Below are 23,052 nucleotides of genomic sequence, written 5' to 3'. Positions count from 1 at the left end.
TATGGATACTTTTGGCTATTTGGGCCAGGGTTTCGGCGTTGCGCTGAGCCCCTATAACCTGGTGACCGCGTTGTGCGGCACCCTGATTGGCACCGTGGTCGGCCTGTTGCCGGGCCTGGGCCCGATCAACGGCGTGGCACTGCTGATCCCCATCGCCTTCGCCCTGGGCTTGCCGCCGGAGTCGGCGCTGATCCTGCTGGCAGCCGTGTACCTGGGCTGCGAATACGGTGGCCGCATCAGTTCGATTCTGCTGAACATCCCGGGCGAAGCCTCCACCGTGATGACCACCCTCGACGGCTACCCGATGGCCCGCAAAGGCTTGGCCGGCGTGGCACTGTCGTTGTCGGCCTGGAGTTCGTTCATCGGTGCGTTTATCGCCACCTGCGGCATGGTGCTGTTCGCCCCGCTGCTGGCCAAGTGGGCAATTGCGTTCGGCCCGGCGGAATATTTCGTCCTGATGGTGTTTGCGATTGTCTGCCTGGGCGGCATGGCCGGTGACAAACCGCTGAAGACGTTTGTTGCCGCGCTGATCGGCTTGTTCCTCTCTTGCGTGGGCATCGACGCCAACAGCGGTGTGTACCGCTTTACCGGCGATAATATTCACCTGACCGACGGTATCCAGTTCGTGGTCCTGGTGCTCGGCCTGTTCTCCATCAGCGAGATTCTCCTGCTGCTGGAAAAAACCCACCGTGGCCAGGAAGCAGTGAAAGCCACCGGGCGCATGATGTTCAACGCCAAGGAAGCCTTGTCGGTGCTCACTGTGAATCTTCGTTGCGGCGTGTCGGGCTTTATCATCGGCGTGTTGCCGGGCGCTGGTGCAACCATGGCCTCGGCCGTTGCCTACATGACCGAGAAACGCATCGCAGGCGCCAGCGGCAAATTCGGTCAGGGCGACATGCGCGGCCTGGCCGCCCCTGAAACCGCGATCGGCGCATCGGTCTGCGGCGCCATGGTACCCATGCTGACCCTCGGCGTTCCTGGCTCGGGCACCACGGCGGTGATGATCGGCGCCCTGTCGCTGTACAACATCACCCCCGGCCCACTGCTGTTCCAACAGCAACCGGACATTGTCTGGGGCCTGATCGCGTCGTTGTTCATTGCCAACATCATGCTGGTCGTGCTCAACATCCCGATGATCCGCATCTTCACCCGTATCCTCGCCGTGCCGAACTGGGCGCTGGTGCCGGTGATCGCCATCATTACCGCGATTGGCGTGTACGCCGTGCATGCCACCACCTTCGATCTGTTCCTGATGATCGCCATCGGCATCTTCGGCTACATCCTGCGCAAGCTGGACTTCCCGCTGTCACCGCTGCTGCTGGGCTTTATCCTCGGCGGCCTGATGGAGCAGAACCTGCGCCGTGCGCTGTCGATCTCCAACGGTGCGCTGGAAATCCTGTGGTCGAGCCCGATCACCTTTGGCGTCTGGGTGCTGACCGCAATCATGCTGCTTGTACCGCTGCTGCGTATCTGGCGTAAACGCGTGCAACAGCGTCGTGCCCTGGCCGATGTCTGAGGTAACCTTTAAACATTGGTGGGGAACACCGCTGGTCGGCCTGGCCGGCGGTTACCTGGCCAGCCTGGTGGGCTGGCCTTTGCCGTACATGGTCGGCTCGTTGCTGGCGATCATCCTGGTGCGCTGCCTGACGCCCTGGCAATTGGCAGAGATTCCCGGCGGGCGCAAATGCGGCCAATGGGTGGTGGGCATCGGCATCGGCCTGCACTTCACCCCGGTGGTGATCGAGCAGGTGATGAGCCACTTCGGCCTGATTTTCTTCGGTGCACTGGTCACCAGCTTGTCGAGCGTGGTGGGCGTGTGGTTGATGCGCCGCAGCGGTGAAGACCGCGCCACGGCGTTTTTCTCCAGCATGCCGGGCGGTTCCGGGGAGATGGTCAACCTCGGCGCCCGCAATGGCGCGGTGCTCAGCCGGGTTGCGGCCGGGCAAAGCCTGCGTGTGCTGGTGGTGGTGCTGTGCGTGCCAGCGATCTTCAAATATTTGCTCGGAGGCGGCGCGCCGCAGTTCCATCCGGCGCCCGTGGACTGGGCGTGGCTGGCCCTGCTGTTTCCGGTGGGTGCGCTGGTTGCCTGGGGCTGGCAGCGCTTGCGCCAACCCAACCCTTGGCTGTTCGGGCCATTGCTGGTGAGCGCGATCGCCAGTGTGACTTGGGATTTACACATCGGCCTGCCAGACGGCGGCAGTCAGATCGGCCAATGGTTGATCGGCAGCGGTTTGGGCTGCCACTTCAATCGGCAGTTCTTCCGTCGCGCGCCATCGTTCATGGGCCGCACCTTGATTGGCACGGCATTGACCATGCTGCTGGCGACGTTAGCGGCGGTGGGCTTGAGCGCCCTCACTCACCTCGACCTGCGATCACTGACCCTGGGCATGATGCCAGGCGGTATCGCTGAAATGAGTCTGACAGCTGAAACCCTGCAGCTGTCGGTGCCCTTGGTGACGGCGATGCAGGTGATGCGCTTGTTGTTCGTGCTGTTTTTGGCCGAGCCTTTGTTTCGGCACTGGAACCGTCAGCCAGCCCCCCGCTAAAACCTCCCACATGTTGAATGTGCCAGGCCTCAGACCGGTGGCAAACGCCACTCGATGGGGGCCTCGCCATTCTGCTCGAGAAACTTGTTGGCCCGGCTGAAATGCCCGCAGCCCAGAAACCCGCGATACGCCGACAACGGCGACGGATGCACCGACGTCAGCACCAGATGCTTGGTGGCGTCGATGAGCTTCTGCTTGCTTTGAGCATGAGCGCCCCACAGCAGGAACACCAGGTGCGGCTGATGCTCGCTGACCACTTCGATAATCCGATCGGTGAAGAACTGCCAGCCCTTGCCGGCATGGGCGTTGGCGTTGGCGCGCTCCACGGTCATGGTGGTGTTGAGCATCAGCACGCCCTGGTCGGCCCAGCTTTGCAGGTAGCCGTGGTTGGGGATGTCGATGTTCAGGTCGCGCTTGAGCTCTTTATAGATATTGACCAGCGATGGCGGCGCCGGCACGCCCGGTTGTACCGAGAAGCACAGGCCGTGAGCCTGGCCAGGGCCGTGGTACGGGTCTTGTCCGAGGATCACGACCTTGACCTTGTCCAGCGGCGTTGAATTGAGCGCGTTGAAAATCAACGGGCCGGGCGGGTAGATCTCTTTGCCAGCGGCATGTTCCTGGCGCAGAAATTCGCGCAATTGCGCCATATAGGGCTTCTCGAACTCCTCCCGCAGGGCGTGTTTCCAGCTGGGTTCGAGTTTGATACGGTCGCCATCGGTCATAGTTGAATTGTCTTGTAAAAAAGAATGAGGCGAACCCTAGGAAAGCCGACCCCGCTTGTCAATTGATCTGACACAGCACCGGCACTTTCTCACGAAGGGATCATACTCATCCTTCACCTTCTCGATTGAGGCCACGATGAACCTGCATTTCGAAGAACTGACCGGCAGTGGCGGCGCTCGCATCGGTATCGCCAGCCTGGACGCGCCAAAGTCCCTTAACGCCCTCTCCCTGCCGATGATTGTAGCCCTGGATGAGCGCATGGAGGCTTGGGCCAAAGACCCGCAGATCGTCTGCGTGCTGCTGCGCGGCAACGGCCCCAAAGCCTTTTGCGCCGGTGGCGAAGTGCGCAGCCTGGCTCAGGCTTGCCGTGAACAGCCGGGCGAAGTTCCGACCCTGGCCGCGCAGTTTTTTGCCGCCGAATATCGTCTTGACTACCGCCTGCACACCTACCCGAAGCCGTTGATCTGCTGGGGCCACGGTTATGTCTTGGGCGGCGGCATGGGCCTGTTGCAAAGCGCCGCCGTGCGTATCGTTACGCCAAGCAGTCGTTTGGCCATGCCCGAGATCAGCATTGGCTTGTACCCGGATGTGGGGGCCAGTTGGTTCTTGTCCCGCTTGCCGGGCAAGCTCGGCCTGTTCCTGGGCCTCACCGGCGCCCATATCAACGGTCGCGACGCGCTGGACTTGGGCCTGGCCGACCGTTTCCTGCGTGATGACCAGCAAGACGATCTGCTCGATGGCCTGCTGCAGCTGAACTGGCAGGAACAGAGCGCGATGCAACTCAACAGCTTGCTCAAGGCCCTGGCGCAGGAGGCAAACAGTGATCAACCCGAAGCGCAATGGCTACCGCGCCGCGCACAGATCGACGAATGGCTTGATGTAGGAGATGTGCGGTGTGCCTGGCGCGCCTTGAGCCTGCTGCGCGACCACAGCGACCCGCTATTGAGCCGGGCCGGCAAAACCCTCAGTGAGGGCTGCCCACTGACGGCGCATCTGGTGTGGGAACAGCTCCAGCGTGCCCGTCACCTCTCATTGGCCCAGGTGTTCGAGATGGAATACACCCTGAGCCTCAACTGCTGCCGTCATCCGGAATTCGCCGAAGGGGTTCGGGCGCGCCTGATCGACAAAGACCAGGCGCCTCGTTGGCACTGGCCGGATATCAACACACTCCCGGAAACGGTGGTGCAGGCGCACTTTGACAAGGCCTGGGAAGGTAGGAATCCTCTGGCGGATTTATCTGACTACTGACAGGTCTGTACGCTTGTCGTTGACCTTGAAAGCGCAATTGTCCGGCTGGCTGTCCTCGCACGTATACACCGGCAACTCGAACGCATCGGGCTGCAGCCTCCAATACAAGGTGCTGGTCAACGACATGTTGATAACCTCATTTCCGCTGCTTGGCCTCAACGCTACAACACCGTTCCAACTGGTGCGGTAGATGCACTTGTCCATGTAGCCGTTTCCTCTCTCCTCGCCGTCGCCCGGCATGAAGATTGCGCCAATGAACCCGTCGACAACACCACGCGACGCTACCTTCGGGCTTTGCCAGCGCAGGCCATTGTCCTGGGCGCGATAATGGCCGTCTGCATACGCGACCTGCGACGGATAAGGACAGCCTTGCTCCGCTCTTGCCGATGCAATGAAGCAGCTCATCAGCAGGAGCACGCAAATCAATTGTTTGAACATAGGGTTTCCATCTGCTCAGTCTCACCACGCAAAAGCACAAGGCTCCTCGTTAGTGAAGTACAGCTAGCGCCTCAAAGATAGCTGTTAAATCTGACAGTACGGACATACGGTACCTATAAAAAACGGCGCATGATGCGCCGCTTGTTTTTCAAGATATTTAACGGTGACCGCCGCGGCCACCTCCGTGGTCGGAACCGCGTCCACGCCCGCCATTGCCCCAGCGGTCGCCCCACCCCTGGTTTGGGTAGGGCCGGTACCCGGCGCGGGGGTAATAGCGCGGGGCCGGTTGGTAGTAGCGCGGCGCCGAATAGTAGCGAGGCTGTGGCGCATAGTAGCGAGGCGCTGGCGCGTAATAGCTGCGCCCAGAAGGGTAATAACGCGGGCCGCCGTAGTAATAGGCTGGCGCCGGCGCGGTGTAGACCTCGGAGCGATAGTAGGTAGCGCCTCCATCGTAATAGGGCACGCAGGCTGAAAGGGTCAGGCCGAGCAAAGCGATGAGCAGCAGTCGTCGATACATGGCGGCCTCCTGGACCGCGGAAGAGCTCCTCCAGCGACGCTGGCGAGCGGCATTCAGCTTTCACTGAATGACGAAACATCTGACATCAAAAACCGAATCTGGTGCGTTCGCGACACAACTGGAAACACCTGTTTCAGACGAAGTGAAAGCCCGCCAAAACGCCATGATGATGGAATGCCGCGCAGCCGCGCTGTATCGTGCAACAACTAACGCGCCCTACCCGATTCCCTTCTGAACCGACCCATGATCACACCGACCCTTTGCCCCGCCTGTGGTGCCCGCAACGACTGCTCCCTGGCCGATCCGCGCACTGCCGATCAAGCCTGCTGGTGCTACGGCGTCATCATCGACCCGGCGGTGCTTGAAGCCCTGCCGGATGAGTTGCGTGATAAAGCCTGCCTGTGCCCACGCTGCGCCCAGGTGGACGAACAGTTGCGTAACCGCAATGCGCGTTGATCGTTTCCTCAGCAACCTGCCACAGTTCAATCGCAAGCAAGTGCGCCTGTTGCTGGTGGAACGCCGGGTGACCGTTGAAGGGGTTGCGGTCAGCGATCCTCACCATGACGTACGTGAATTCAGCCAGGTCTGCGTTGACGGTGAAATCCTGCAAGCGGGCAAGCCGGCGCGCTATTTCATGCTGCACAAACCCCGGGGTTGCGTCAGCGCCACGTCGGACCCGCAACACTCCACGGTCCTTGACCTGCTGGACGAACCGGACAAAGCCGAACTGCATATCGCCGGGCGCCTGGATTTCAACACCACCGGCCTTATCTTGATCACCAACGACGGCCAATGGTCGCGGCGCCTCACGCAACCGCAGACCAAGTTGCCCAAGGTGTACCAGGTGCAAACCGAACAGGACATCGGCCCGCAGTACGCGGTGACGTTCGCGGCGGGCGTGTATTTCGCTTTCGAAGATCTCACCACCCAACCTGCCGAACTTGAACTGCTGGGCCCCAGGACAGCGCGGTTGAGCATCATCGAAGGCCGATATCACCAGGTCAAACGCATGTTCGGTCATTTTGATAACAAGGTGATCGGCCTGCACCGCGAGCGAATGGGGCCCTTAGTGCTCGATGCGTCGCTTGCGCCGGGTCAGTATCGACCACTGACTGACGAAGAGATCCTAAAAGTCTGACGACCGTTCAGCCGATGATGGCAAAAAACCAGCCGCTCGCCTTGCGACATGCGTTCCGTACTGCTTGAATCAGGGCTTCAGCCAGATAATGACTGATGAGTCGCCTATAACCTCCAAGAAACACCTTGCCTCGCCCGCGCTTGATCCATGGGTCTTCCCGGCAAACCGCCCGCCATAACAACACCCGCCGGCCAGCCGTCATCGGACCGACATGGGCCCTCATTTTCCAGGCGTATGCCTACCTGTCATAAAGCTCGTGCAGAGTGATCTGCGCGCACTACCCGCTTGCCAGGAGTCTTACGACATGAGGCCAGAAATCGCTGTGTTGGATATACAGGGTCAGTATCGGGTGTACACGGAGTTCTATCGCGCGGACGCGGCGGCAAAGACCATCGTCCTGGTCAACGGCTCAATGGCGACCACAGCGTCCTTCGCTCAAACCGTGAAAAGCCTGTACCCGCAATTCAATGTGGTGTTGTACGACCAGCCCTACGCTGGCCGTTCCAAAATCCATAACCGTCATGAGCAGATGCTTACCAAGGAAGTCGAAGGCCAGATCCTCCTTGAACTGCTCGACCACTTCGCCGCTGAACACGTATTGTCCTTCTCTTGGGGCGGGGCCGCCACGTTGGTTGCCCTCGCACAGCGACCCCGTCGGGTAGAAAAAGCCGTGATCAGCTCATTCTCGCCGGTGATCAATGCGCCCATGCGTGACTACCTCGAACGTGGCGTCGACTACCTGGGCAACCTCGACCGCGACCGCGTCGGCCATCTGGTTAACAGCACCATCGGCAAGCACCTGCCTTCGCTGTTCAAACGCTTCAACTACCGCCATGTCAGCAACCTGGCCGCACACGAATACGGGCAGATGCACTTTCACATCAGCCACGTGCTCAACAGCGACCGGCAGTGCTACCTCAAGGCAGCCAGGCAGATCGATATTCCAGTGCTGTTCTTGAACGGCGAATGGGACGAATACACCAGTGCAGACGACGCCAAGCTGTTTGGCCAGCATGTCGCCAAGAGCAGCTTCAGCACCATCCAGGCAACGGGGCATTTCCTGGACATGGAACATAAAGCCGCCTGCCGCGATAGCCGTGAGGCCGTGGTGGGCTTCTTGAAAGGGCAGCGGCCCGCAAGCCCGTTCCGGTATAGCCAGGGCCAAGCGCAGCATGCATGGACGCTTTGAAATCAGGCCCGACACTGTGGCGAGCAAGCTGTGTCGCCACACGCAACTCTCACATTTTTCAAAGAAAAACTTCAAATCCAGCTGAACATCTGGTACAAAGTCAGCCGCTCTGAGCGGGTATAGTTTAGTGGCAAAACGAAAGCTTCCCAAGCTTTAGTTGAGGGTTCGATTCCCTCTACCCGCTCCACTCAGATTTGCACTTGCGTCAGGGGGTTTCTGGCGGAGGCTGCACAAAAAACCGGTCCTTGGTGACCGGTTTTTTTATGCCTAAAATTTAGTCTCCAGCACTCATCTGCTGCTCGGCTATCTGTTGAATCGCATCGTTGAATACCTGTTGAATCATCCACAGGAAAAAGCTGCTCGGGGTTTCTGGCATTCGCAGCGCGAAAGGCATTACAGCAGGAGCGATAGGTACGCCTAAACAAAGTCTTACAGGAAGACCGGCAACACCTCACGATAATGTAGGCTCATCGGCCCAGAGCTTGGAAACATGGCAATGCTGGACACCAAAAAAGCCACACCCAAAACCATCCTGTGCCAAGTAGCCGGCTGGGTGTTGGTTTTGCCGCTGCTGGTCTCGTTTGTACGGCTGCCCTTCCCCCTCGGATTATTGCTGGAGTCAGGAGTGATTGCCGCCTCAGCGTATGGCGTGAGGTTTGCCTGGCGTCACGCAACCCCACGCGTGGCTGTGTTCGCTTTGTTTGTCACCCTGCTCAACGTCATTTCTATGGTCATGTTAGGTACAGCGTCAGTACTCAAGGCCCTTTACATTATCGCCTGGCTCTACTGGTCCCCCCATTATTCCAGCTGGGTTTACTGGAATGTCTAGTTGGACAAGAATTTGACCGCAAGAAACGTAGTTCCCAACCCCCTTGGTGGAACTACAGTGGCGTGGTCCCCATCAACGCCCTTCAAGGAAACTGCTCATGGACTACCAGTACAAGCTCATGCCTTCCCCTGTCGGTGAACTCACCCTGGTGGCACGGGATGGCAAACTCAACGCCATCCTCTGGGAAGTAGAACGTGCCAATCGCGTGCGCCTGGGTGAATTGATCGAAGCCGACGACAGCCCAGTGCTCTTGGAAACCGAGCGCCAATTGCAGGAATACTTCACCGGAAAGCGTAACCACTTCGAACTGGAACTGGACTTCACCGGCACTGACTTCCAGAAGCAAGTCTGGCAAGCACTGCTGACCATTCCCTTCGGCGAAACCCGCAGCTATAGCCAGATCGCACAGCAGATCGGCAACCCCAAAGCCGTGCGCGCCGTCGGCGCCGCGAATGGGCGCAACCCCATTTCAATCATTGCGCCATGTCACCGGGTGATCGGCGCCTCGGGCGGACTGACCGGGTTCGCGGGCGGGTTGGCAGCCAAGCAGTATTTACTCGCACTTGAAGGCACAGGCCAGACGGAACTGGCGTTATAGGCGGCATTGACCCACACCCAGTCTGAAACCCGGCATGAAAACGGCGGTGGGAGTCCCCTCCAACCGCCGTTTTTCAGATCGGGCAGGGGCCTCAACCGTCGCCTTGATGGCCCTTACCGTAGGTCGACGCCAGGGCCCGGGCTTTTTGCAAGCGCTCTTCGAGCTTGGGCAGCGTCTCATCTACCAATGCCTTTATCTCTGGCACATCCGACGCCGCACCTTCTTTCTGGAACAGGGCAATGGCGTCTTCGTTCTCCTTGACCTGCTGCGCGGTATAGGCAGCGTCAAACGAATCGCCGTCCTTGAGTTCAGGCATCAGGGTTTCGGCCTTATCAACGATCTTCTCCCGTGGGGCCACTGGCAAATCAAGCTTCTTGGCGATCGCCGCCAAGTGCTGGTTGGCCAGCGTGCGCTCGTTGATGACCTCAATGGTGTAGTCCTTGATTTCCTGGGACGAGGTCTTGGCGTGGGCCATGCGGCTGGTTTCGATATCGGCCATACCTTTGGCCGAAGCCTGCTCGATGAATTCTGCAGGCGACTGGGCGAAAGCATTGCTGGCGCCGAGGCCCAGCAGCATCGCGAAACTGGCGGTGCGTAACCGGATAGCCATGCGGCTCATGATGGGTTCCTCCAGGGCAAAAATAGGCGCGGGAGCATATAACCCGCCCTGAATTCGAATTTTCAGGACGGTAAAGGTTTAGAAAAAACTTACCTGGGCGACGAACGGTCTTCGTCACCTCAGGCCGGTTTGCTGCCGAACAGGCCCGGCAATGCGTGCGCCAGGGCATTGAGGGCGAAGCCGATAAACATCACGCCGCAGAGTTTGGTGATCAGGATTTCATGGCGTTGATACAGCGTGCGCACCCGTCGTGCACCCACCACGCCGATCAGGATCGCGTAGGCCAGCAAACCACCGATAAAGCTCAGCAGGATCAAGGTCGGCAGCATCGACCAAGTCAACAACTCGGCCCGGCTGGACAGCAACGCGGTGAACGTCGCCACGGCAACCGGGTAGGCCTTGGGGTTGGTCAAGCCAAACAGAATACCGTGCCAGAACGGATGGCGCGCCGCGCCCTGAGGAGCGTCGCTGTTGCGGCGTTGGGTACGGATCGCACGCCAGCCGAGCCAGAACAAATACATTCCACTGAGTACACCGAGTACGTCAAACGCACTGCTGCCGACTTCCCGCGCACCAACGATGGCAATCAGCGCCGTGCTGCACCACACCACATCGCCGAGCAGATGACCGCACAAGAATCCTGCCCCGGCACGCCGGCCACGGGCCGCACCGATGCCGAATACGGCCAGGACACCGGGGCCAGGGGTAATGCCGTAGATAAAACCCGAAGCCAGTACGGCGAACAGCAAGGATGGGGTCATGGTAGACGCTCCGACAGACGCTTGAAGGTGAACGATTCTGCATGTTTCAGCGCGGTGGGTAAAACTTCATTCCAGCATAGGGCCGGGCGCGACAGGCTTGCAGCCGCGAGGCCAGATCGCCGACATGAGCCTCCAGCTTATGGCCGTCGGGATCGAGAAAATAAAACGATGCGCCTTCACTGCGGTTGTCTCGCCACTCCTGTACGCCGGCGGCGCGCAGGCGTTCGACCAAGGCAATGAAATCAGCAGCATCGATAGTAAGGGCATAGTGGGTGTAATCCATCGCCGGAGCAGCCGAGCGCAACGGGTCCAGCGACAGGCACAGCCAAAGCCCAGGCAGTGAGAGGTAGGCACCGTTATCCCAGGTTGCGTCGAGCTGCAGGCGCAGCAGGTCGTGATAGAAACTGACGCTGCGCGGCACATCGGTGACGGCCAGGGTCAGGTGGTTGAAACCGCTGAGCATCTAGGTGTTCTCGCGTTATCGTGGGTCTGCGGACAATACACCCACCACCCTGCCAATCAACCACTGCAACCCCACATCCCCCCCCCGCCGCGTATGCCAGGCCAGCTCAAAGGCAAACGACGGAATATGAAACGGCGGTGGCACGGCCAGCAATTGCCGAGCGTCGATATTCATCAAACCCCGGGACGACACCGTCAGAATCAGGTCCGTGCCCTGGATCAACTGCGGCGCCACGCTCCAGTGCGGCAGGCTGATCGCCACGTGGCGGCGTTCACGAATGGCCGTCAGCGCCCGTTCGATTTCTGGCGTGCCGCTGCCGCGCATCTCCAGCAGCACATGGGGGCGTGACAGATATGTCGGCAGGTCCAGCACTCCGTTGGGCGCAAGGCTGGTGGGGTCGACCAGGCAGGTGTAATGCTCTTCGAACAGCGGCGTAGTACGCAGTTCGGCGGGCATGTCGGGGAATACGCCCGCAGCCAGATCGAGATCGCCATTGAGCACACCCTCAACCATGCCTTCGCGGCTGGCCTGGATGATCTGCAAGTCGATACCGGGCGCTTCATGGCGTAGGACGCGAACCAAACCGGGCAGGAATATCGCCGCGCTGTAGTCCGACATCGCCACACGAAAGCGGCGCTTGGCAGAAGTGGGGTCAAAACGATTCGGCGCCAGTAATGCCTGCACCTGGGCCAGAGCTTCGGTCAATGGCGCCGCCAATTCCAGGGCGCGGGCGGTTGGCACCAGTGTGCCGCCCTGACGCATAAGCAGCGGGTCGCCCAGCATATCGCGCAGCCGTGCCAACGCATGGCTGACCGCCGGCTGGCTCAGGTGCAGGCGCTCGGCGGCGCGGGTGACGTGTTGCTCGCTGAGCAAAGCGTCGAGGATCACCAGCAGGTTAAGGTCGACGCGGCGCAGATCATTCATCAACTGCATGTCCAGCATAAGAATTTGGAATTTAAATTTGCGCGACGAATACCCTAGAGTCCAGCAAAACCTTTGGGAGCGTCGAGATGACTGTGTTGCATTGGGTAGGTTTGTTAGCGCTGGCGGTGTTAGCCGGCGCGGTAGTGCCGTTTCAGAGTGCGATCAACGCCAACCTCGGGCGCGGGCTCGGCCATCCGTTGTGGGCCACCCTGGCGTCGTTACTGGTGAGCATCATCGTGCTGCTGCCGGTGATTGTGGCGATGCGTTTACCCCTGCCGAGCCTGGCCTTTATCAGCAAGGCACCGTTGTGGATGTGGGCCGGTGGTGCCTTTGGCGTGTGTTTTATTTCATTGGCGTTGATGCTGCTGCCCAAGCTCGGCGCATCGGGCTTCATTGCGCTGGCCATGGCCGGGCAGATTCTCGCGTCGTTGCTGCTGGACCATTTCGGCCTGTTCGGCCTGGTGGAACGTCAGTTGACAACCTCCCGGGCGTTGGGCGCGTTACTGCTGATCAGCGGCGTTGCGCTGATTCAGCTCAGCGGCGCTCAGCCGCCAGGCGATTGATCTGGGCCTGCTCCACCACGGGCTGCGGCGCGCCTTGGCTGGCCGCCTGCAACATCGCACGGCCGACGGTCTCGGTGCTCACCACCCAATCCGGTTTCAGTCGCCGCACAAACGAAAGCACCGGCCCAAGCACGCTGTAGAAGGATTGGTACAACGGCGTCTTCGAGCGCACACCGTGCAACGGCTGGATGATCCCGGGGCGGAACAGATACACCGCCTTGAACGGCAAGCGCAGCAAGGCATTTTCGGTCTTGCCCTTGACCCGCGCCCACATCGACTTGCCGGCTTCGGAACTGTCCGTGCCGGCGCCGGACACATAGATAAAGGTCATCTGCGGATTGAGCCGCGCCAGGGTGCTGGCCGCCACGAGGGTCAGGTCATAGGTGAGGTGGGTATAGCGCGCCTCCTTCATGCCCGCCGACGAAACACCCAGGCAGAAGAAACATGCATCAAAACCCTGCAGCAGGTTTTCCAGGGGGTGGAAATCCAGCATGTCGTTGTGCAACACCTGATGCAGCTTGCCATGCTCCTGGGTCAAGGGCGTGCGGCCGACGGCCACCACTTCCTGCACATCGACCGCCAGCAGGCACTCGCGCAGCACACCCTGGCCCACCATGCCGGTGGCGCCGAATAACAGAACTCTCATGAAGGGACCTCAGCGGCACGCCGCACGCTTGATGCTTGAATGCATTGAGCGTGTAGCTTACCGCGTGCTGCCATAGGCTGCCCCTATCAAAAAGCGCTACGAAAGATCTCCTCAATCTGACGCTGGTCCGCCCGCCGCGGGTTGGTCAGCCCGCAGGCATCTTTCAACGCATTGCTGGCCAGCAACGGAATGTCCTGCAACTTAGCGCCAAGCTCACGCAAGCCCGCAGGGATTTCCACGTCCTGTGACAACCGACGAATCGCCGCGATGGCAGCCTGGGCGCCCTCCTCGGCGGTGATGCCCTTGATATCTGCGCCAAGGGCCCGGCCCACGTCGCTCAGGCGTTTGGCGCAGACGCTGGCATTGAAGCTTTGTACATGGGGCAATAGCACCGCGTTGCACACGCCGTGGGGCAAGTCGTACAAGCCGCCCAGTTGGTGGGCCATGGCATGCACGAAACCCAGGGACGCGTTGTTGAAGGCCATACCGGCGAGGAATTGCGCGTAGGCCATGTTTTCCCGTGCGGCCTTGTCAGTGCCGTCGCGCACCGCCAGACGCAGGTTGACGCTGATCAATTCGATGGCCTTGATCGCGCAGGCGTCGGTGATCGGTGTCGCAGCGGTGGACACGTAAGCTTCGATGGCGTGGGTCAGCGCATCCATGCCCGTGGCGGCGGTGAGGCCCTGGGGCATGCCGACCATCAGGGCCGGGTCGTTGACCGACAGCAACGGCGTGACATTGCGGTCGACGATGGCCATTTTTACGTGGCGGCTTTCGTCGGTGATGATACAAAAACGCGTCATCTCGCTGGCCGTGCCAGCGGTGGTATTGATGGCTACCAGCGGCAGTTGCGGCTTGCTCGATCGGTCCACGCCTTCATAGTCGCCGATACGCCCACCGTTGGTGGCGCACAGGGCAATGCCCTTGGCGCAGTCATGGGGCGAACCGCCGCCCAGGGACACGACGAAATCGCAGGCGCTCTGTTGCAGTAACGCCAGGCCTTTTTCGACGTTTTCCACGCTGGGGTTGGGCTTGGCGCCGTCGTAGATCACTGAGTCGATATCCTGCATCGCCAGCTTCTCGGCGATCATGCCGGCCACACCGGCTTTGGCCAGGCCGACGTCGGTGACGATCAACGCCTTGCCAAAGCCGTAGTTGCGGATGGCGGTCATCGCTTCGTCGAGGCAATCGATGCCCATGATGTTGACGGCGGGGATAAAGAACGTGCTGCTCATGATCAATCCTCAAAGGCTTTATGCCGACAGAATCAACCTGTACCGCGTGGCGCATCTTGATCAGGATCAATGCCGGCTCGTGATAAAGTCACCCCCCAGCCGATTTCGAGTAGACCCGCCGCAATGAAGGATTTCCAGGATATTGACGCCCACCTTGAAGACTGGAGCGCCCTGCGCGCTGCCGTCGACTTCAGCGGGATTCTGATCGGCAACGGCGCCAGCCGCACGATCTGGGAAGACTTTGCCTACGACTCGCTGTTCGAAAACGCCCGTACCGTCGAAGAAAAACCCCTGAGCGCCTCCGAGCTCAGCGTGTTCGACGCCTTGCAAACCCGCAGTTTCGAGCAAGCCTTGGGCGCCTTGAAAACCACCAGCCGGGTCAACAAGGCCCTGGCGGTCAGCTCGGCGGCGCCGCGTAACCGTTACTACGCGATCAAGGAAGCACTGATCAACACCATCCATGCCGTGCACATTCCCTGGCGCCTGGTGCAACCGTCGACGCTGGCGACGATCAACGCGGAGCTGGCCACCTACGCCACCGTCTTCACCAGTAACTACGATTTGCTCAACTACTGGGCGACCCTGCACGCACCGGGTATCGACGACCTGTTTCGCAGCGCCGACTCAAGCTTCGACCTGCGCAATACGCGCACCGACATCACCCGCATCCTGTACCTGCACGGCGGCCTGCACCTGGTGCGCAACCTCGACGGCACGGCGCGCAAATTGCCGTCCACCGACAGCACCCTGCTCAGCAGTTTTGCCATCAACAACACGATCAAGACCCTCGACGATGTGCCGCTGTTTGTCAGTGAAGGCAAGGTGGAGGAGAAACTCAAAAGTATCCGCAGTTCGGATTATCTGTCGTTCTGTTATGAACAGCTGTTGAGCCATGAAGGCGCGCTGTGCATCTTCGGCCATGACTTGGGGCCGCAGGATAAACACCTGGTGGATGCTATCGGCCAGGCCAGCATCAGCACCTTGGCGATCTCGGTGTCGGGGCGCAGTGATGGCTTTGTTCGTCAGCAGAAGCGGCGGTATCTGGAGCTGTTCGAGGGCTCTAATGTGGAACTGAGGTTCTTTACCGCGCGTACGCACCCACTGGGCAATCCGGCATTGTCCGTCCCTGTAGAACGCTGAGCAAAATGTGGGAGCTGGCTTGCCTGCGATGGCGGNTAAACCGCTATCGCAGGCAAGCCAGCTCCCACATTGAATGCATTTCAAGTCGGGCTCAGTCTCACTCCTCAGCGCTGTGCACCACCACCAGCAACTGCGCCTGCACCTCTCCCACCGAGCGAATCCGGTGGGGTTTCTGCGCGTTGAAATGCAGCGCATCACCGCGCGCCAACAGCACGCGCTCACTCATGAAATCCACTTCCACCTGGCCTTCATGCACGAATAAAAACTCCTCCCCCAGGTGCTCCTTGAAGGTCTTGTCGGTGAACTCCGCCGGCGGGTAGATGATGAACGGCAACAGGCTGCGCTCGCTGACTTGATGGGCCAGCACCGCATAACCCGGCGAGGTGTCGGGCCGCTCATGGCTACGCACCAGGCTGTAGCTGTCGAGGCTGACGTTGTCTTCGCTGAACAGTTCTTCGACCTTCACGTTCAACGCCTTGGCAAGTTTCAACGCCGCAGCGATGGATGGCGTATTAAGCCCGCGTTCGACTTTCGACAGGTAACTCTTGGTCATCCCGGATTTTTCGGCCAAGGCCTCCAGGGTCACGCCAAGTTTTTTTCTTAATATTTTCAAGCGGATAGACATGTGCTGCGGTTAATCCCTGCAGAAAGCGATGAGACAGGCTTGCCAATGACACAAAGTGTCATATAGCATCTTTAGTGTCATTTGCATTCACCCAACGACCTTGCGAGCAGCGGGCGACCAGCAAATCCGACGTCCATTGAACCACCCAAAGGACACCGATATGGCCAAGACATTAGCACTCCCAAAAGACCAACTGGTCAAGCAAGCACTGAGCCAGATGCAAAACAGCCTGGCAGATAATACGTGGACCGACCGGCAAAAGCTGGCGCTGACCTGCCGAATCCTGTTCGAGTACGGCCACGACTCCGGCCTGGCCGGGCAGATCACCGCACGTGGGCCGACGCCCGGCACCTACTACACCCAGCAACTGGGCCTGGGCTTTGACGAAATCACCGCCAGCAATCTGTTGCTGGTCAACGAAGACCTCGAAGTACTGGAAGGCCATGGCATTCCCAACCCCGCCAACCGTTTTCACACCTGGGTGTACCGCGGCCGCCCGGATGTAAACTGCATCATCCACACACACCCCACGCACATTGCCGCGCTGTCGATGCTGGAAGTGCCGTTGCAGGTGTCGCACATGGACCTTTGCCCGCTGTACGAAGACTGCGCGTTCCTGGAGGCCTGGCCCGGCGTGCCGGTGGGCAATGAAGAAGGGGAAATCATCACCGCGGCCCTGGGCGACAAGCGCGCCATTCTGCTCTCGCACCACGGCCAGTTGTCCACCGGGGCCAGCATCGAAGAAGCCTGCGTGATTGCGCAGTTGATCGAACGGGCTGCCAAGTTGCAGTTGCTGGCGATGTCTGCTGGTACCGTCAAACCGATCCTGCCGGAGCTGGGGCGCGAGGCCCACGACTGGATCTCCAAACCCAAACGCCACGGCGCCGCGTTCAACTATTACGCCCGGCAAAACCTGCGCAAGCACGCCGATTGCCTGAACTGATTGCCCCCCTTTTCGACCGGAGTTTCCCCCATGTCCAACCCAACCATTCACGGCATCATCGGCTACACCATCACGCCCTTCAGCGCCGACGGCCAGCGCGTTGACCTCGATGCCCTCGGGCACTCCATCGACCGCTTGATCAACAGCGGCGTCCACGCCATTGCGCCCTTGGGCAGCACGGGCGAAGGCGCTTACCTGAGCGATGCCGAGTGGGATGAAGTCAGCGCCTACAGCATCAAGAAAGTCGCCAAGCGCGTGCCGACCATTGTCAGCGTGTCCGACCTGACCACCGCCAAGGCCGTGCGCCGCGCCCGCTACGCCGAAGAGCACGGCGCCGATGTGGTCATGGTGCTGCCGGCCTCGTACTGGAAACTCAGTGACGCGGAAATCCTCGCTCACTACGCCGCCATCGGCGACAGCATCGGCGTGCCGATCATGCTTTACAACAACCCGGCCACCAGCGGCACCGACATGTCGGTGGAGCTGATCCTGCGTATCTTCAAGCAGGTCGAGAACGTGACCATGGTCAAGGAGAGCACTGGCGACATCCAGCGCATGCACCAGTTGAAACTGCAGAGTGACGTGCCGTTCTACAACGGTTGCAACCCGCTGGCGCTGGAAGCCTTCGCGGCTGGCGCCAAAGGCTGGTGCACCGCGGCGCCGAACCTGATCCCGCAACTGAACCTGAGCTTGTATCAGGCCGTACTGGCCGATGATTTGAACAAGGCGCGGGAGCTGTTCTACCGACAGTTGCCCTTGCTGCAATTCATCCTCAAAGGCGGGCTGCCGGCGACGATCAAGGCCGGGTTGCGCTTGACCGGTTTGGAGGTGGGTAATCCGCGCTTGCCGGTGTTCCCGTTGGGTGAGGCAGGGATCGGACAGCTCAAAGCGTTGCTGTCATCGGTATAAAAAACGCCCGGCTCTCGCGAGCCGGGTGCAGGTCTTCTTGCACAACCGTCAGGTCTTGTCCTTGATAGTGACACTGGGACCATTGGTCTTGACGCTGGCAATGCCATTGTCTCGTGCGGCTGTAGAGGTGTACTGCTCACTGCTGCCGATCACTTGATGATTGGCCGCCTTGAGGTTGAAGAACGGTTGGCCGTTGCTGGCCACTTTTTTCTCATAACGTTCATCATGTGGGCTGTTTGTCTGCACTGAAGCAATGCCGGCTTCAGTAGCACCGCGGGTGGTGTAAAGCTCGCTGGTCAATATGGTTTCTGCGTTCGCCGCCTTAAGCACGAAACGAAACTGCCCGTTACTGCTTTTACTCAACTCATACCATCCAGCCATGACTTTCTCCTTTGAGTGGGATATCGCTCCCAAACTTGTAGGATTAAAGGCCATGCCCCAATTTTTTCCAGCCAAACACGGGAGATCTATTTAGCTGGAGACAAATGACAATAGTTCTCGATATCATTCGCGACTTTTCCACGTCGTACTTCGTCAAGAAGGGTATCCATGTCTCGTCCCCAGCCCGACCCGTCGGCGGCCGATGCCTGTCGCGGGTTTTATGCAGACATTCTGTATTTCCTGCGTAAACGCACGGACAACGCCAGCGACGCGGCGGACATGGCCCAGGATGTATTTACCCAATGGCTGGGCTACCGCGACCGTGCCAAGGTCGAGCAGCCACGGGCGTTTCTGTTCCAGATGGCGCGCAACCTGCTGCGCGATCACTGGCGCAAACAGAAGGTACGGCAAACCGTCCACCCTGATCACGCCGAAATGGATGCCGAGCCGGTCACCGACGAGCACAACGACCCCATGGCCGCCGCCCTTCGCCTGCAACGCCTGGAACAGTTGAAAGAAGTCCTTGCCGAACTCTCGCCGCGCCGACGAGAAGCCCTTATGCTGCACCGCTTCGAAGGCTTGAGCCAGGCGCAGATAGCAACGCGCATGGGCATCTCCACCAGCATGGTGGAAAAGCACATCGCCTTTGCCCTGCTGCACTGCAAGCGCCGCCTTCAACCCGCCCCCGGCACGGAGCAGCCAGAATGAATCGCCCGAGCGACACAGACGCGCTGGACAGCCAAGCGAGCGATTGCATCGACGCCCAAGCCGCCAGTTGGTTTGCACGCAACCGCAACGAAGCAAGCCGCGCCGACCGTAAAGCCTTTGCAGACTGGCAGGCGGTGCCCGCGCATGCGCGCGCCTATGCCGAATTCGAACAGCTGTGGGCCGACCTCGCCCAGTTGCAACAACTGAACAAACCGTTGGCACTGCCCAAGCGCAAGCCCAGCCTTTGGCGCCCTACCCTGGCGATGGCGGCCGCTCTGCTCTGCGCCGTGCTGGCGACCTCTATCGGCGCACCGCGCGAGCTGTATCACAACCAGGTTGCCACCCATGCCAAGGGCGTGCGCACTTTGAATCTGCCAGATGGCAGCACCTTGTATGTGAATGCCAACACCCATATCCGCGTGGACTTCAGCGCCCATCAACGGGTGCTGCATCTGGACAAAGGCCAGCTGTACATCGAAGTGGCCGCCGACAAGGAACGCCCCCTCTACGTGCAGGCCGGCGAGTCGAGCGTACGGGTGGTGGGCACGGCTTTCGATGTGCGCCGTGGGCAGCAGCAATTGGTGGTCAGCGTTGCCCATGGCCAGGTCGCTTTCGCGCCAAATGGCGAAAGCCCCGTCACCCTGCTCGACGCCCAGCAACGGGCCTCATACAACTACGCCAAAGGCACCGTGCAATCGCAAAGCCTCAGCGCCGAAGAGATCGCCGATTGGCGCAGCGGGCATTTGTCGTTTCGCAATCGAGAGCTGGCCAGCCTGATCGACGAACTTAGCCTCTACCGTCCACAAACGCCGTTGCAGGTCAGCAAGGCCGTCGCGCAGCTCAAGGTGTCGGGCAACCTTGATGTGAGCGACCCGGACGCCCTGCTCAACGCCTTGCCCGCGCTGTTGCCAGTGAAAACCGTGCTCTCGGCGGATGGCATCATGAGAATCGAGCCGAGCAAATAAACGGCAGAAACCACACATGAGAATATTTTGCATTCGCATGTGTGGTTTTTTTTGCCTGCCCCGTCTTCCTCCTGTCTGTGTTTGATACGCACACCTTTTTGGCTATTTAGCCGCTCCGGGGGATTTCATGTTTCGCGCGCCTTGCCACGCTTCGCACCTGTTTCTTCGACCGACACTCATGGCTACGTGCCTGGCCTTGAGCCTCAGCGCCGAAGCCGAGTCGTTCAAGCTGCACCTGCCGGCCCAGTCGCTGGCCACGTCCCTGAGCCTGGTGGCCCAGCAAGCGAAAATCCAGCTGCTGTTCGATGAAACCCTGCTCAAGAACGTGCAGGCCCCAGCGCTTGACGGTGACTACACCCCGGAAGTGGCCATCCGTTCCCTGCTCAAAAACGGTGAGCTCAACCTGATCAAGGTCGGCAGTACCTATGTGGTGCGCCCCGACGAGGGCAAAACCACCACTGGTGGCGCAATCCAGTTGGACACCCTGAGCGTGATCGGTACCGGCAATGAGGTAAACGCCAGCACCGTCAACCGCTCCACCCTGACCCAGGCCGACATCGACCGTTACCAGTCCAATAACATTCCCAGCCTGTTGCAGACCTTGCCCGGTGTCAGCCAGGGCGGCTCGCTGAAGCCCGGCGGCCAGACCATCAACATCCGTGGTTTCGGCGATGCCGAAGACGTGCCGCTGACCGTTGACGGTGCCACCAAGACAGGCTTTGAGCGTTACCAGCAAGGCACGGTGTTTATCGAGCCCGAGCTGATCAAGCGCATCGAAGTGGAAAAAGGCCCCAACTCGCCGTTCACCGGCAATGGCGGCTTCGGCGGCACGGTCAACATGGTCACCAAGGACGCTCCGGACCTGCTTAAGGACGGCCGCAACAGCGGTGCGATGCTCAAATATGGCTACTCCAGCAACGACCATGAACAGGTCTACAGCAGTGCCATCTATGGCCGTACCGACGACGGCCGTTTCGATGCGCTGGCCTACCTGACCCAACGCGACGGCGGCGATATGAAGGTGGCCGCCAAATTGCCCAACGACAACAATGAGTACCCGATCAACCCCCAGCGCCTGCCCAACAGCGCCCAGGATGTGGACGGCAAGCTGTTCAAGGTCAACGCGCACTTTACCGATGAGCACAGTGTCGGGCTGTCATACTCGCGCTCCCACAGCAACCGCTGGACCCCGTTTTCCGCCGCCAGTTACCCAACGCCACCGACCCAGTTCAACATCGACCGCTACGGCTACGAAGGCGCGTTGAAGCGCTTCCTCGCCCACCGTGACACGGTCGACACCACCTGGTCGGGCAAGTATGAATACCAGCCGCTGGACAACCCGCTGGTGGACTTGACCATCAAGTACTCCCAGTCCAACACCGAGCAGACCGATGAGCGTGACGCCACGGCGTTTTTCCAGTTGGCCACCGGCGGGCGCAAGATGGACACCGCCTACACCGACAAGCTCCTGGATATCCGTAACGTCAGCCTGTTTGACACCGGCCCCTTGCAGCATGCCGTGACGGTCGGCGGGCAAATCCGCAAGCACACCCGCGAAACCGAGATGTGGATGCCCGGCGCCACCTACAACACGCCGCGCTACAACTACGGGCACTTCCAGCCGGGCTTCATGCCCCACGGCAAAGTCGATACCAACAGCTTCTTTATCCAGGACGCGGTGACCTTGGGCGACGTGACGATCACGCCTTCGCTGCGCTACGACCATGTGCGCAACCGCGGCGAAGGCAACGATGCGCCCTACTACAACAACCCCAACCCGGCAGTGGGTCACGACTACAGCGACCGCACCTACACTGGCTGGTCACCACGCCTGGCGCTGTTCTGGACCGTGACGCCGAACGTGGGGCTGTTCGCCAACTGGAGCCAGACCTGGCGCGCCCCGGTGATCGACGAACAATACGAAGTGCAGGGCGTGGGCAGTCGCACCGCCACCAGCGTCGACCTGGACCCGGAGCGCATCACCTCGATCACCCTGGGCAACATCACCAGCTTCGATAACCTGATCGCCCAGGACGACAACCTGCAACTGCGCACCACCCTGTTCCACAACAAAGTCGAAGACGAGATCTTCAAGGCCACCGGCGTGGGCTGCCAGAACCAGGCTGTCAATGGCGGCAGCATCGCTTCAGCTTGCCCGCCAGGGCCGATGTCCAACTACCGCAATATCGGCAGCCTGACCATCAAGGGCGTTGAGCTCGAATCGATCTACAACTCCACCTACCTGTTTGGCTCGGTCTCGTTCGCCTATGCCAAGGGCCAGCACCAAGGCGCCTACACCAATCCCTGGGGTCCGGACGTAGCCGCACGGGATATTCCGCCGACCAAATGGGTACTGGTACTGGGCACTCACATCCCGGCCTGGGATGCCCAGGTGGGCTGGATGGGCCAATTCATCGGCGCCACCGACCGCCTGCCCAGCGACAAATACTCTGGCGGCCCGGGCTCCAGCATCGGCGATGTGTTCTACGACCAGTACGGCAACAAGCGCTACAACACCCAGGGCCTGTTCGCCAAATGGACACCGCAGCAGGCATATCTCAAAGGCACCGAGGTGAACTTCACGGTGGACAACCTGTTCAACAAAAACTTCCGCCCGGCCTTGAGCGGCGACCGGGCGTACACCAAGGGGCGTGATGCGAAGATCAGCGTGACGCGGTTCTTCTAAGCACACACGCATTCCAAATGTGTGTGTGGCTTGCCTGCGATAGCCATAGGTATCTACACAACTGTGCAGTTCGCCGCAGCCACCGGTAACCACGATGCGAAGCGAGCCGCTCTTGATCTTGATCTGCTTGTGATCTTGATCTCAGGCGCCCCGTTAAACCACGCTGGCCGGAATTCGCCAGTGATTTGGGGGGTAAACCGGCAGGGATGCCGGTTTAGCCGCCCCGCGCCATGGATGGCGCGTGGCGGCGGCCCCCCA

The 23,052-nt window shown here is 60.1% G+C and carries 27 protein-coding genes and 1 tRNA gene; 17 read left to right on the top strand and 11 right to left on the bottom strand.

Annotation, left to right across the window (positions count from 1 at the left end):
• Window position 1 precedes the first annotated feature (1 nt).
• Window positions 2-1,516 carry a tripartite tricarboxylate transporter permease gene (locus tag ACTJLA_RS15560; protein WP_003189428.1) on the top strand — a complete coding sequence of 505 codons (1,515 nt, stop codon included), beginning with the start codon at window positions 2-4 and terminating at the stop codon, window positions 1,514-1,516.
• Complete coding sequence (locus ACTJLA_RS15555; RefSeq protein ID WP_198791467.1) at window positions 1,509-2,546, top strand: AbrB family transcriptional regulator; 1,038 nt, start codon at window positions 1,509-1,511, stop codon at window positions 2,544-2,546. The genes ACTJLA_RS15560 and ACTJLA_RS15555 overlap by 8 nt, the downstream gene beginning before the upstream one ends.
• Window positions 2,547-2,575: 29 nt before the next feature.
• Here ACTJLA_RS15555 and ung read toward each other — a convergent pair whose 3' ends face one another.
• Window positions 2,576-3,268: a uracil-DNA glycosylase gene (ung, locus tag ACTJLA_RS15550; RefSeq protein ID WP_020301023.1), complete on the bottom strand. Its 693-nt coding sequence runs from the start codon at window positions 3,266-3,268 to the stop codon at window positions 2,576-2,578.
• Window positions 3,269-3,404: 136 nt separating this feature from the next.
• On the opposite strand from ung, the gene ACTJLA_RS15545 reads away from it, so the two are divergent.
• A complete protein-coding gene (locus tag ACTJLA_RS15545; RefSeq protein ID WP_057975658.1) occupies window positions 3,405-4,517 on the top strand; it encodes an enoyl-CoA hydratase/isomerase family protein in 1,113 nt (370 codons plus the stop codon).
• Here ACTJLA_RS15545 and ACTJLA_RS15540 read toward each other — a convergent pair.
• On the bottom strand, window positions 4,503-4,955 hold the full coding sequence (locus tag ACTJLA_RS15540; protein WP_054897618.1) for a DUF3757 domain-containing protein: 453 nt from the start codon (window positions 4,953-4,955) through the stop codon (window positions 4,503-4,505). The genes ACTJLA_RS15545 and ACTJLA_RS15540 overlap by 15 nt on opposite strands.
• 157 nt (window positions 4,956-5,112) lie before the next feature.
• Entirely contained in the window at window positions 5,113-5,472 is a 360-nt protein-coding gene (locus ACTJLA_RS15535) for a hypothetical protein (protein ID WP_019818497.1), read from the bottom strand.
• 67 nt (window positions 5,473-5,539) lie between these two features.
• On the opposite strand from ACTJLA_RS15535, the gene ACTJLA_RS15530 reads away from it, so the two are divergent.
• From ACTJLA_RS15530 to ACTJLA_RS15500, 7 genes are all read left to right on the top strand, one after another.
• The gene (locus ACTJLA_RS15530) at window positions 5,540-5,707 is read left to right on the top strand and encodes a hypothetical protein (RefSeq protein ID WP_155290838.1); all 168 of its coding nucleotides are present in this window, start codon (window positions 5,540-5,542) and stop codon (window positions 5,705-5,707) included.
• 8 nt (window positions 5,708-5,715) lie between these two features.
• Complete coding sequence (locus tag ACTJLA_RS15525; RefSeq protein ID WP_034126556.1) at window positions 5,716-5,928, top strand: cysteine-rich CWC family protein; 213 nt, start codon at window positions 5,716-5,718, stop codon at window positions 5,926-5,928.
• Window positions 5,918-6,610 carry a pseudouridine synthase gene (locus ACTJLA_RS15520; protein WP_314549454.1) on the top strand — a complete coding sequence of 231 codons (693 nt, stop codon included), beginning with the start codon at window positions 5,918-5,920 and terminating at the stop codon, window positions 6,608-6,610. The genes ACTJLA_RS15525 and ACTJLA_RS15520 overlap by 11 nt, the downstream gene beginning before the upstream one ends.
• A gap of 304 nt (window positions 6,611-6,914) precedes the next feature.
• A complete protein-coding gene (locus ACTJLA_RS15515; protein WP_096143733.1) occupies window positions 6,915-7,799 on the top strand; it encodes an alpha/beta fold hydrolase in 885 nt (294 codons plus the stop codon).
• 113 nt (window positions 7,800-7,912) lie between these two features.
• A tRNA-Gly gene (locus tag ACTJLA_RS15510) sits at window positions 7,913-7,986 on the top strand.
• Between the two features lie 309 nt (window positions 7,987-8,295).
• Entirely contained in the window at window positions 8,296-8,628 is a 333-nt protein-coding gene (locus tag ACTJLA_RS15505; protein WP_314549450.1) for a hypothetical protein, read from the top strand.
• Window positions 8,629-8,725: 97 nt separating this feature from the next.
• Entirely contained in the window at window positions 8,726-9,226 is a 501-nt protein-coding gene (locus ACTJLA_RS15500; protein ID WP_034126552.1) for a methylated-DNA--[protein]-cysteine S-methyltransferase, read from the top strand.
• A gap of 91 nt (window positions 9,227-9,317) precedes the next feature.
• Here the strand turns inward: ACTJLA_RS15500 and ACTJLA_RS15495 are convergent, their stop codons facing one another.
• The 4 genes from ACTJLA_RS15495 to ACTJLA_RS15480 form a co-directional block, all read right to left on the bottom strand.
• Window positions 9,318-9,845, bottom strand: a complete 528-nt coding sequence (locus tag ACTJLA_RS15495; protein WP_003189402.1) for a DUF4142 domain-containing protein — start codon at window positions 9,843-9,845, stop codon at window positions 9,318-9,320.
• 119 nt (window positions 9,846-9,964) lie between these two features.
• On the bottom strand, window positions 9,965-10,606 hold the full coding sequence (locus ACTJLA_RS15490; protein ID WP_198791464.1) for a LysE family translocator: 642 nt from the start codon (window positions 10,604-10,606) through the stop codon (window positions 9,965-9,967).
• A gap of 46 nt (window positions 10,607-10,652) precedes the next feature.
• Window positions 10,653-11,069 carry a fosfomycin resistance glutathione transferase gene (gene fos / locus ACTJLA_RS15485; RefSeq protein WP_314549444.1) on the bottom strand — a complete coding sequence of 139 codons (417 nt, stop codon included), beginning with the start codon at window positions 11,067-11,069 and terminating at the stop codon, window positions 10,653-10,655.
• Between the two features lie 15 nt (window positions 11,070-11,084).
• Complete coding sequence (locus ACTJLA_RS15480; protein ID WP_440841541.1) at window positions 11,085-12,002, bottom strand: LysR family transcriptional regulator; 918 nt, start codon at window positions 12,000-12,002, stop codon at window positions 11,085-11,087.
• Window positions 12,003-12,079: 77 nt separating this feature from the next.
• Between ACTJLA_RS15480 and ACTJLA_RS15475 the strand changes: the two genes are divergently transcribed.
• Window positions 12,080-12,556: a DMT family transporter gene (locus ACTJLA_RS15475; RefSeq protein ID WP_054917607.1), complete on the top strand. Its 477-nt coding sequence runs from the start codon at window positions 12,080-12,082 to the stop codon at window positions 12,554-12,556.
• On the opposite strand, the gene ACTJLA_RS15470 is transcribed toward ACTJLA_RS15475, so the two are convergent.
• Both ACTJLA_RS15470 and yiaY read right to left on the bottom strand, forming a co-directional pair.
• A complete protein-coding gene (locus ACTJLA_RS15470) occupies window positions 12,528-13,202 on the bottom strand; it encodes an epimerase (protein WP_060764400.1) in 675 nt (224 codons plus the stop codon). The two genes, ACTJLA_RS15475 and ACTJLA_RS15470, sit on opposite strands and share 29 nt — an antisense overlap.
• Window positions 13,203-13,288: 86 nt before the next feature.
• The gene (gene yiaY / locus ACTJLA_RS15465; RefSeq protein WP_072446836.1) at window positions 13,289-14,437 is read right to left on the bottom strand and encodes an L-threonine dehydrogenase; all 1,149 of its coding nucleotides are present in this window, start codon (window positions 14,435-14,437) and stop codon (window positions 13,289-13,291) included.
• 123 nt (window positions 14,438-14,560) lie between these two features.
• On the opposite strand from yiaY, the gene ACTJLA_RS15460 reads away from it, so the two are divergent.
• Window positions 14,561-15,577, top strand: coding sequence for a DUF4917 family protein (locus ACTJLA_RS15460; protein WP_198791463.1), 1,017 nt, complete (start codon window positions 14,561-14,563; stop codon window positions 15,575-15,577).
• A 97-nt stretch (window positions 15,578-15,674) separates the two neighbouring features.
• Here ACTJLA_RS15460 and ACTJLA_RS15455 read toward each other — a convergent pair whose 3' ends face one another.
• On the bottom strand, window positions 15,675-16,202 hold the full coding sequence (locus tag ACTJLA_RS15455; RefSeq protein WP_014717336.1) for a helix-turn-helix domain-containing protein: 528 nt from the start codon (window positions 16,200-16,202) through the stop codon (window positions 15,675-15,677).
• 160 nt (window positions 16,203-16,362) lie between these two features.
• Here ACTJLA_RS15455 and ACTJLA_RS15450 point away from each other — a divergent pair, with 160 nt between their 5' ends.
• Both ACTJLA_RS15450 and ACTJLA_RS15445 read left to right on the top strand, forming a co-directional pair.
• A complete protein-coding gene (locus ACTJLA_RS15450; RefSeq protein WP_034126544.1) occupies window positions 16,363-17,145 on the top strand; it encodes an aldolase in 783 nt (260 codons plus the stop codon).
• Between the two features lie 30 nt (window positions 17,146-17,175).
• Window positions 17,176-18,054, top strand: coding sequence for a dihydrodipicolinate synthase family protein (locus ACTJLA_RS15445; protein WP_314549421.1), 879 nt, complete (start codon window positions 17,176-17,178; stop codon window positions 18,052-18,054).
• Window positions 18,055-18,102: 48 nt separating this feature from the next.
• Here the strand turns inward: ACTJLA_RS15445 and ACTJLA_RS15440 are convergent, their stop codons facing one another.
• Complete coding sequence (locus tag ACTJLA_RS15440) at window positions 18,103-18,435, bottom strand: YegP family protein (protein ID WP_034126542.1); 333 nt, start codon at window positions 18,433-18,435, stop codon at window positions 18,103-18,105.
• 168 nt (window positions 18,436-18,603) lie between these two features.
• Here ACTJLA_RS15440 and ACTJLA_RS15435 point away from each other — a divergent pair, with 168 nt between their 5' ends.
• From ACTJLA_RS15435 to ACTJLA_RS15425, 3 genes are all read left to right on the top strand, one after another.
• A complete protein-coding gene (locus ACTJLA_RS15435) occupies window positions 18,604-19,143 on the top strand; it encodes an RNA polymerase sigma factor (protein WP_034126541.1) in 540 nt (179 codons plus the stop codon).
• The gene (locus tag ACTJLA_RS15430; RefSeq protein ID WP_089041247.1) at window positions 19,140-20,108 is read left to right on the top strand and encodes a FecR family protein; all 969 of its coding nucleotides are present in this window, start codon (window positions 19,140-19,142) and stop codon (window positions 20,106-20,108) included. The genes ACTJLA_RS15435 and ACTJLA_RS15430 overlap by 4 nt, the downstream gene beginning before the upstream one ends.
• Before the next feature lie 127 nt (window positions 20,109-20,235).
• A complete protein-coding gene (locus ACTJLA_RS15425) occupies window positions 20,236-22,794 on the top strand; it encodes a TonB-dependent receptor (RefSeq protein ID WP_314549413.1) in 2,559 nt (852 codons plus the stop codon).
• The last annotated feature ends 258 nt before the right edge of the window (window positions 22,795-23,052 follow it).

Source organism: Pseudomonas sp. 22072 (genome assembly GCF_052046095.1).
Taxonomy (GTDB): Bacteria; Pseudomonadota; Gammaproteobacteria; order Pseudomonadales; family Pseudomonadaceae; genus Aquipseudomonas; species Aquipseudomonas paracarnis.
Note: the sequence above shows the minus strand (reverse complement) of the source record. Positions and strands in the feature narration are given on the sequence as shown.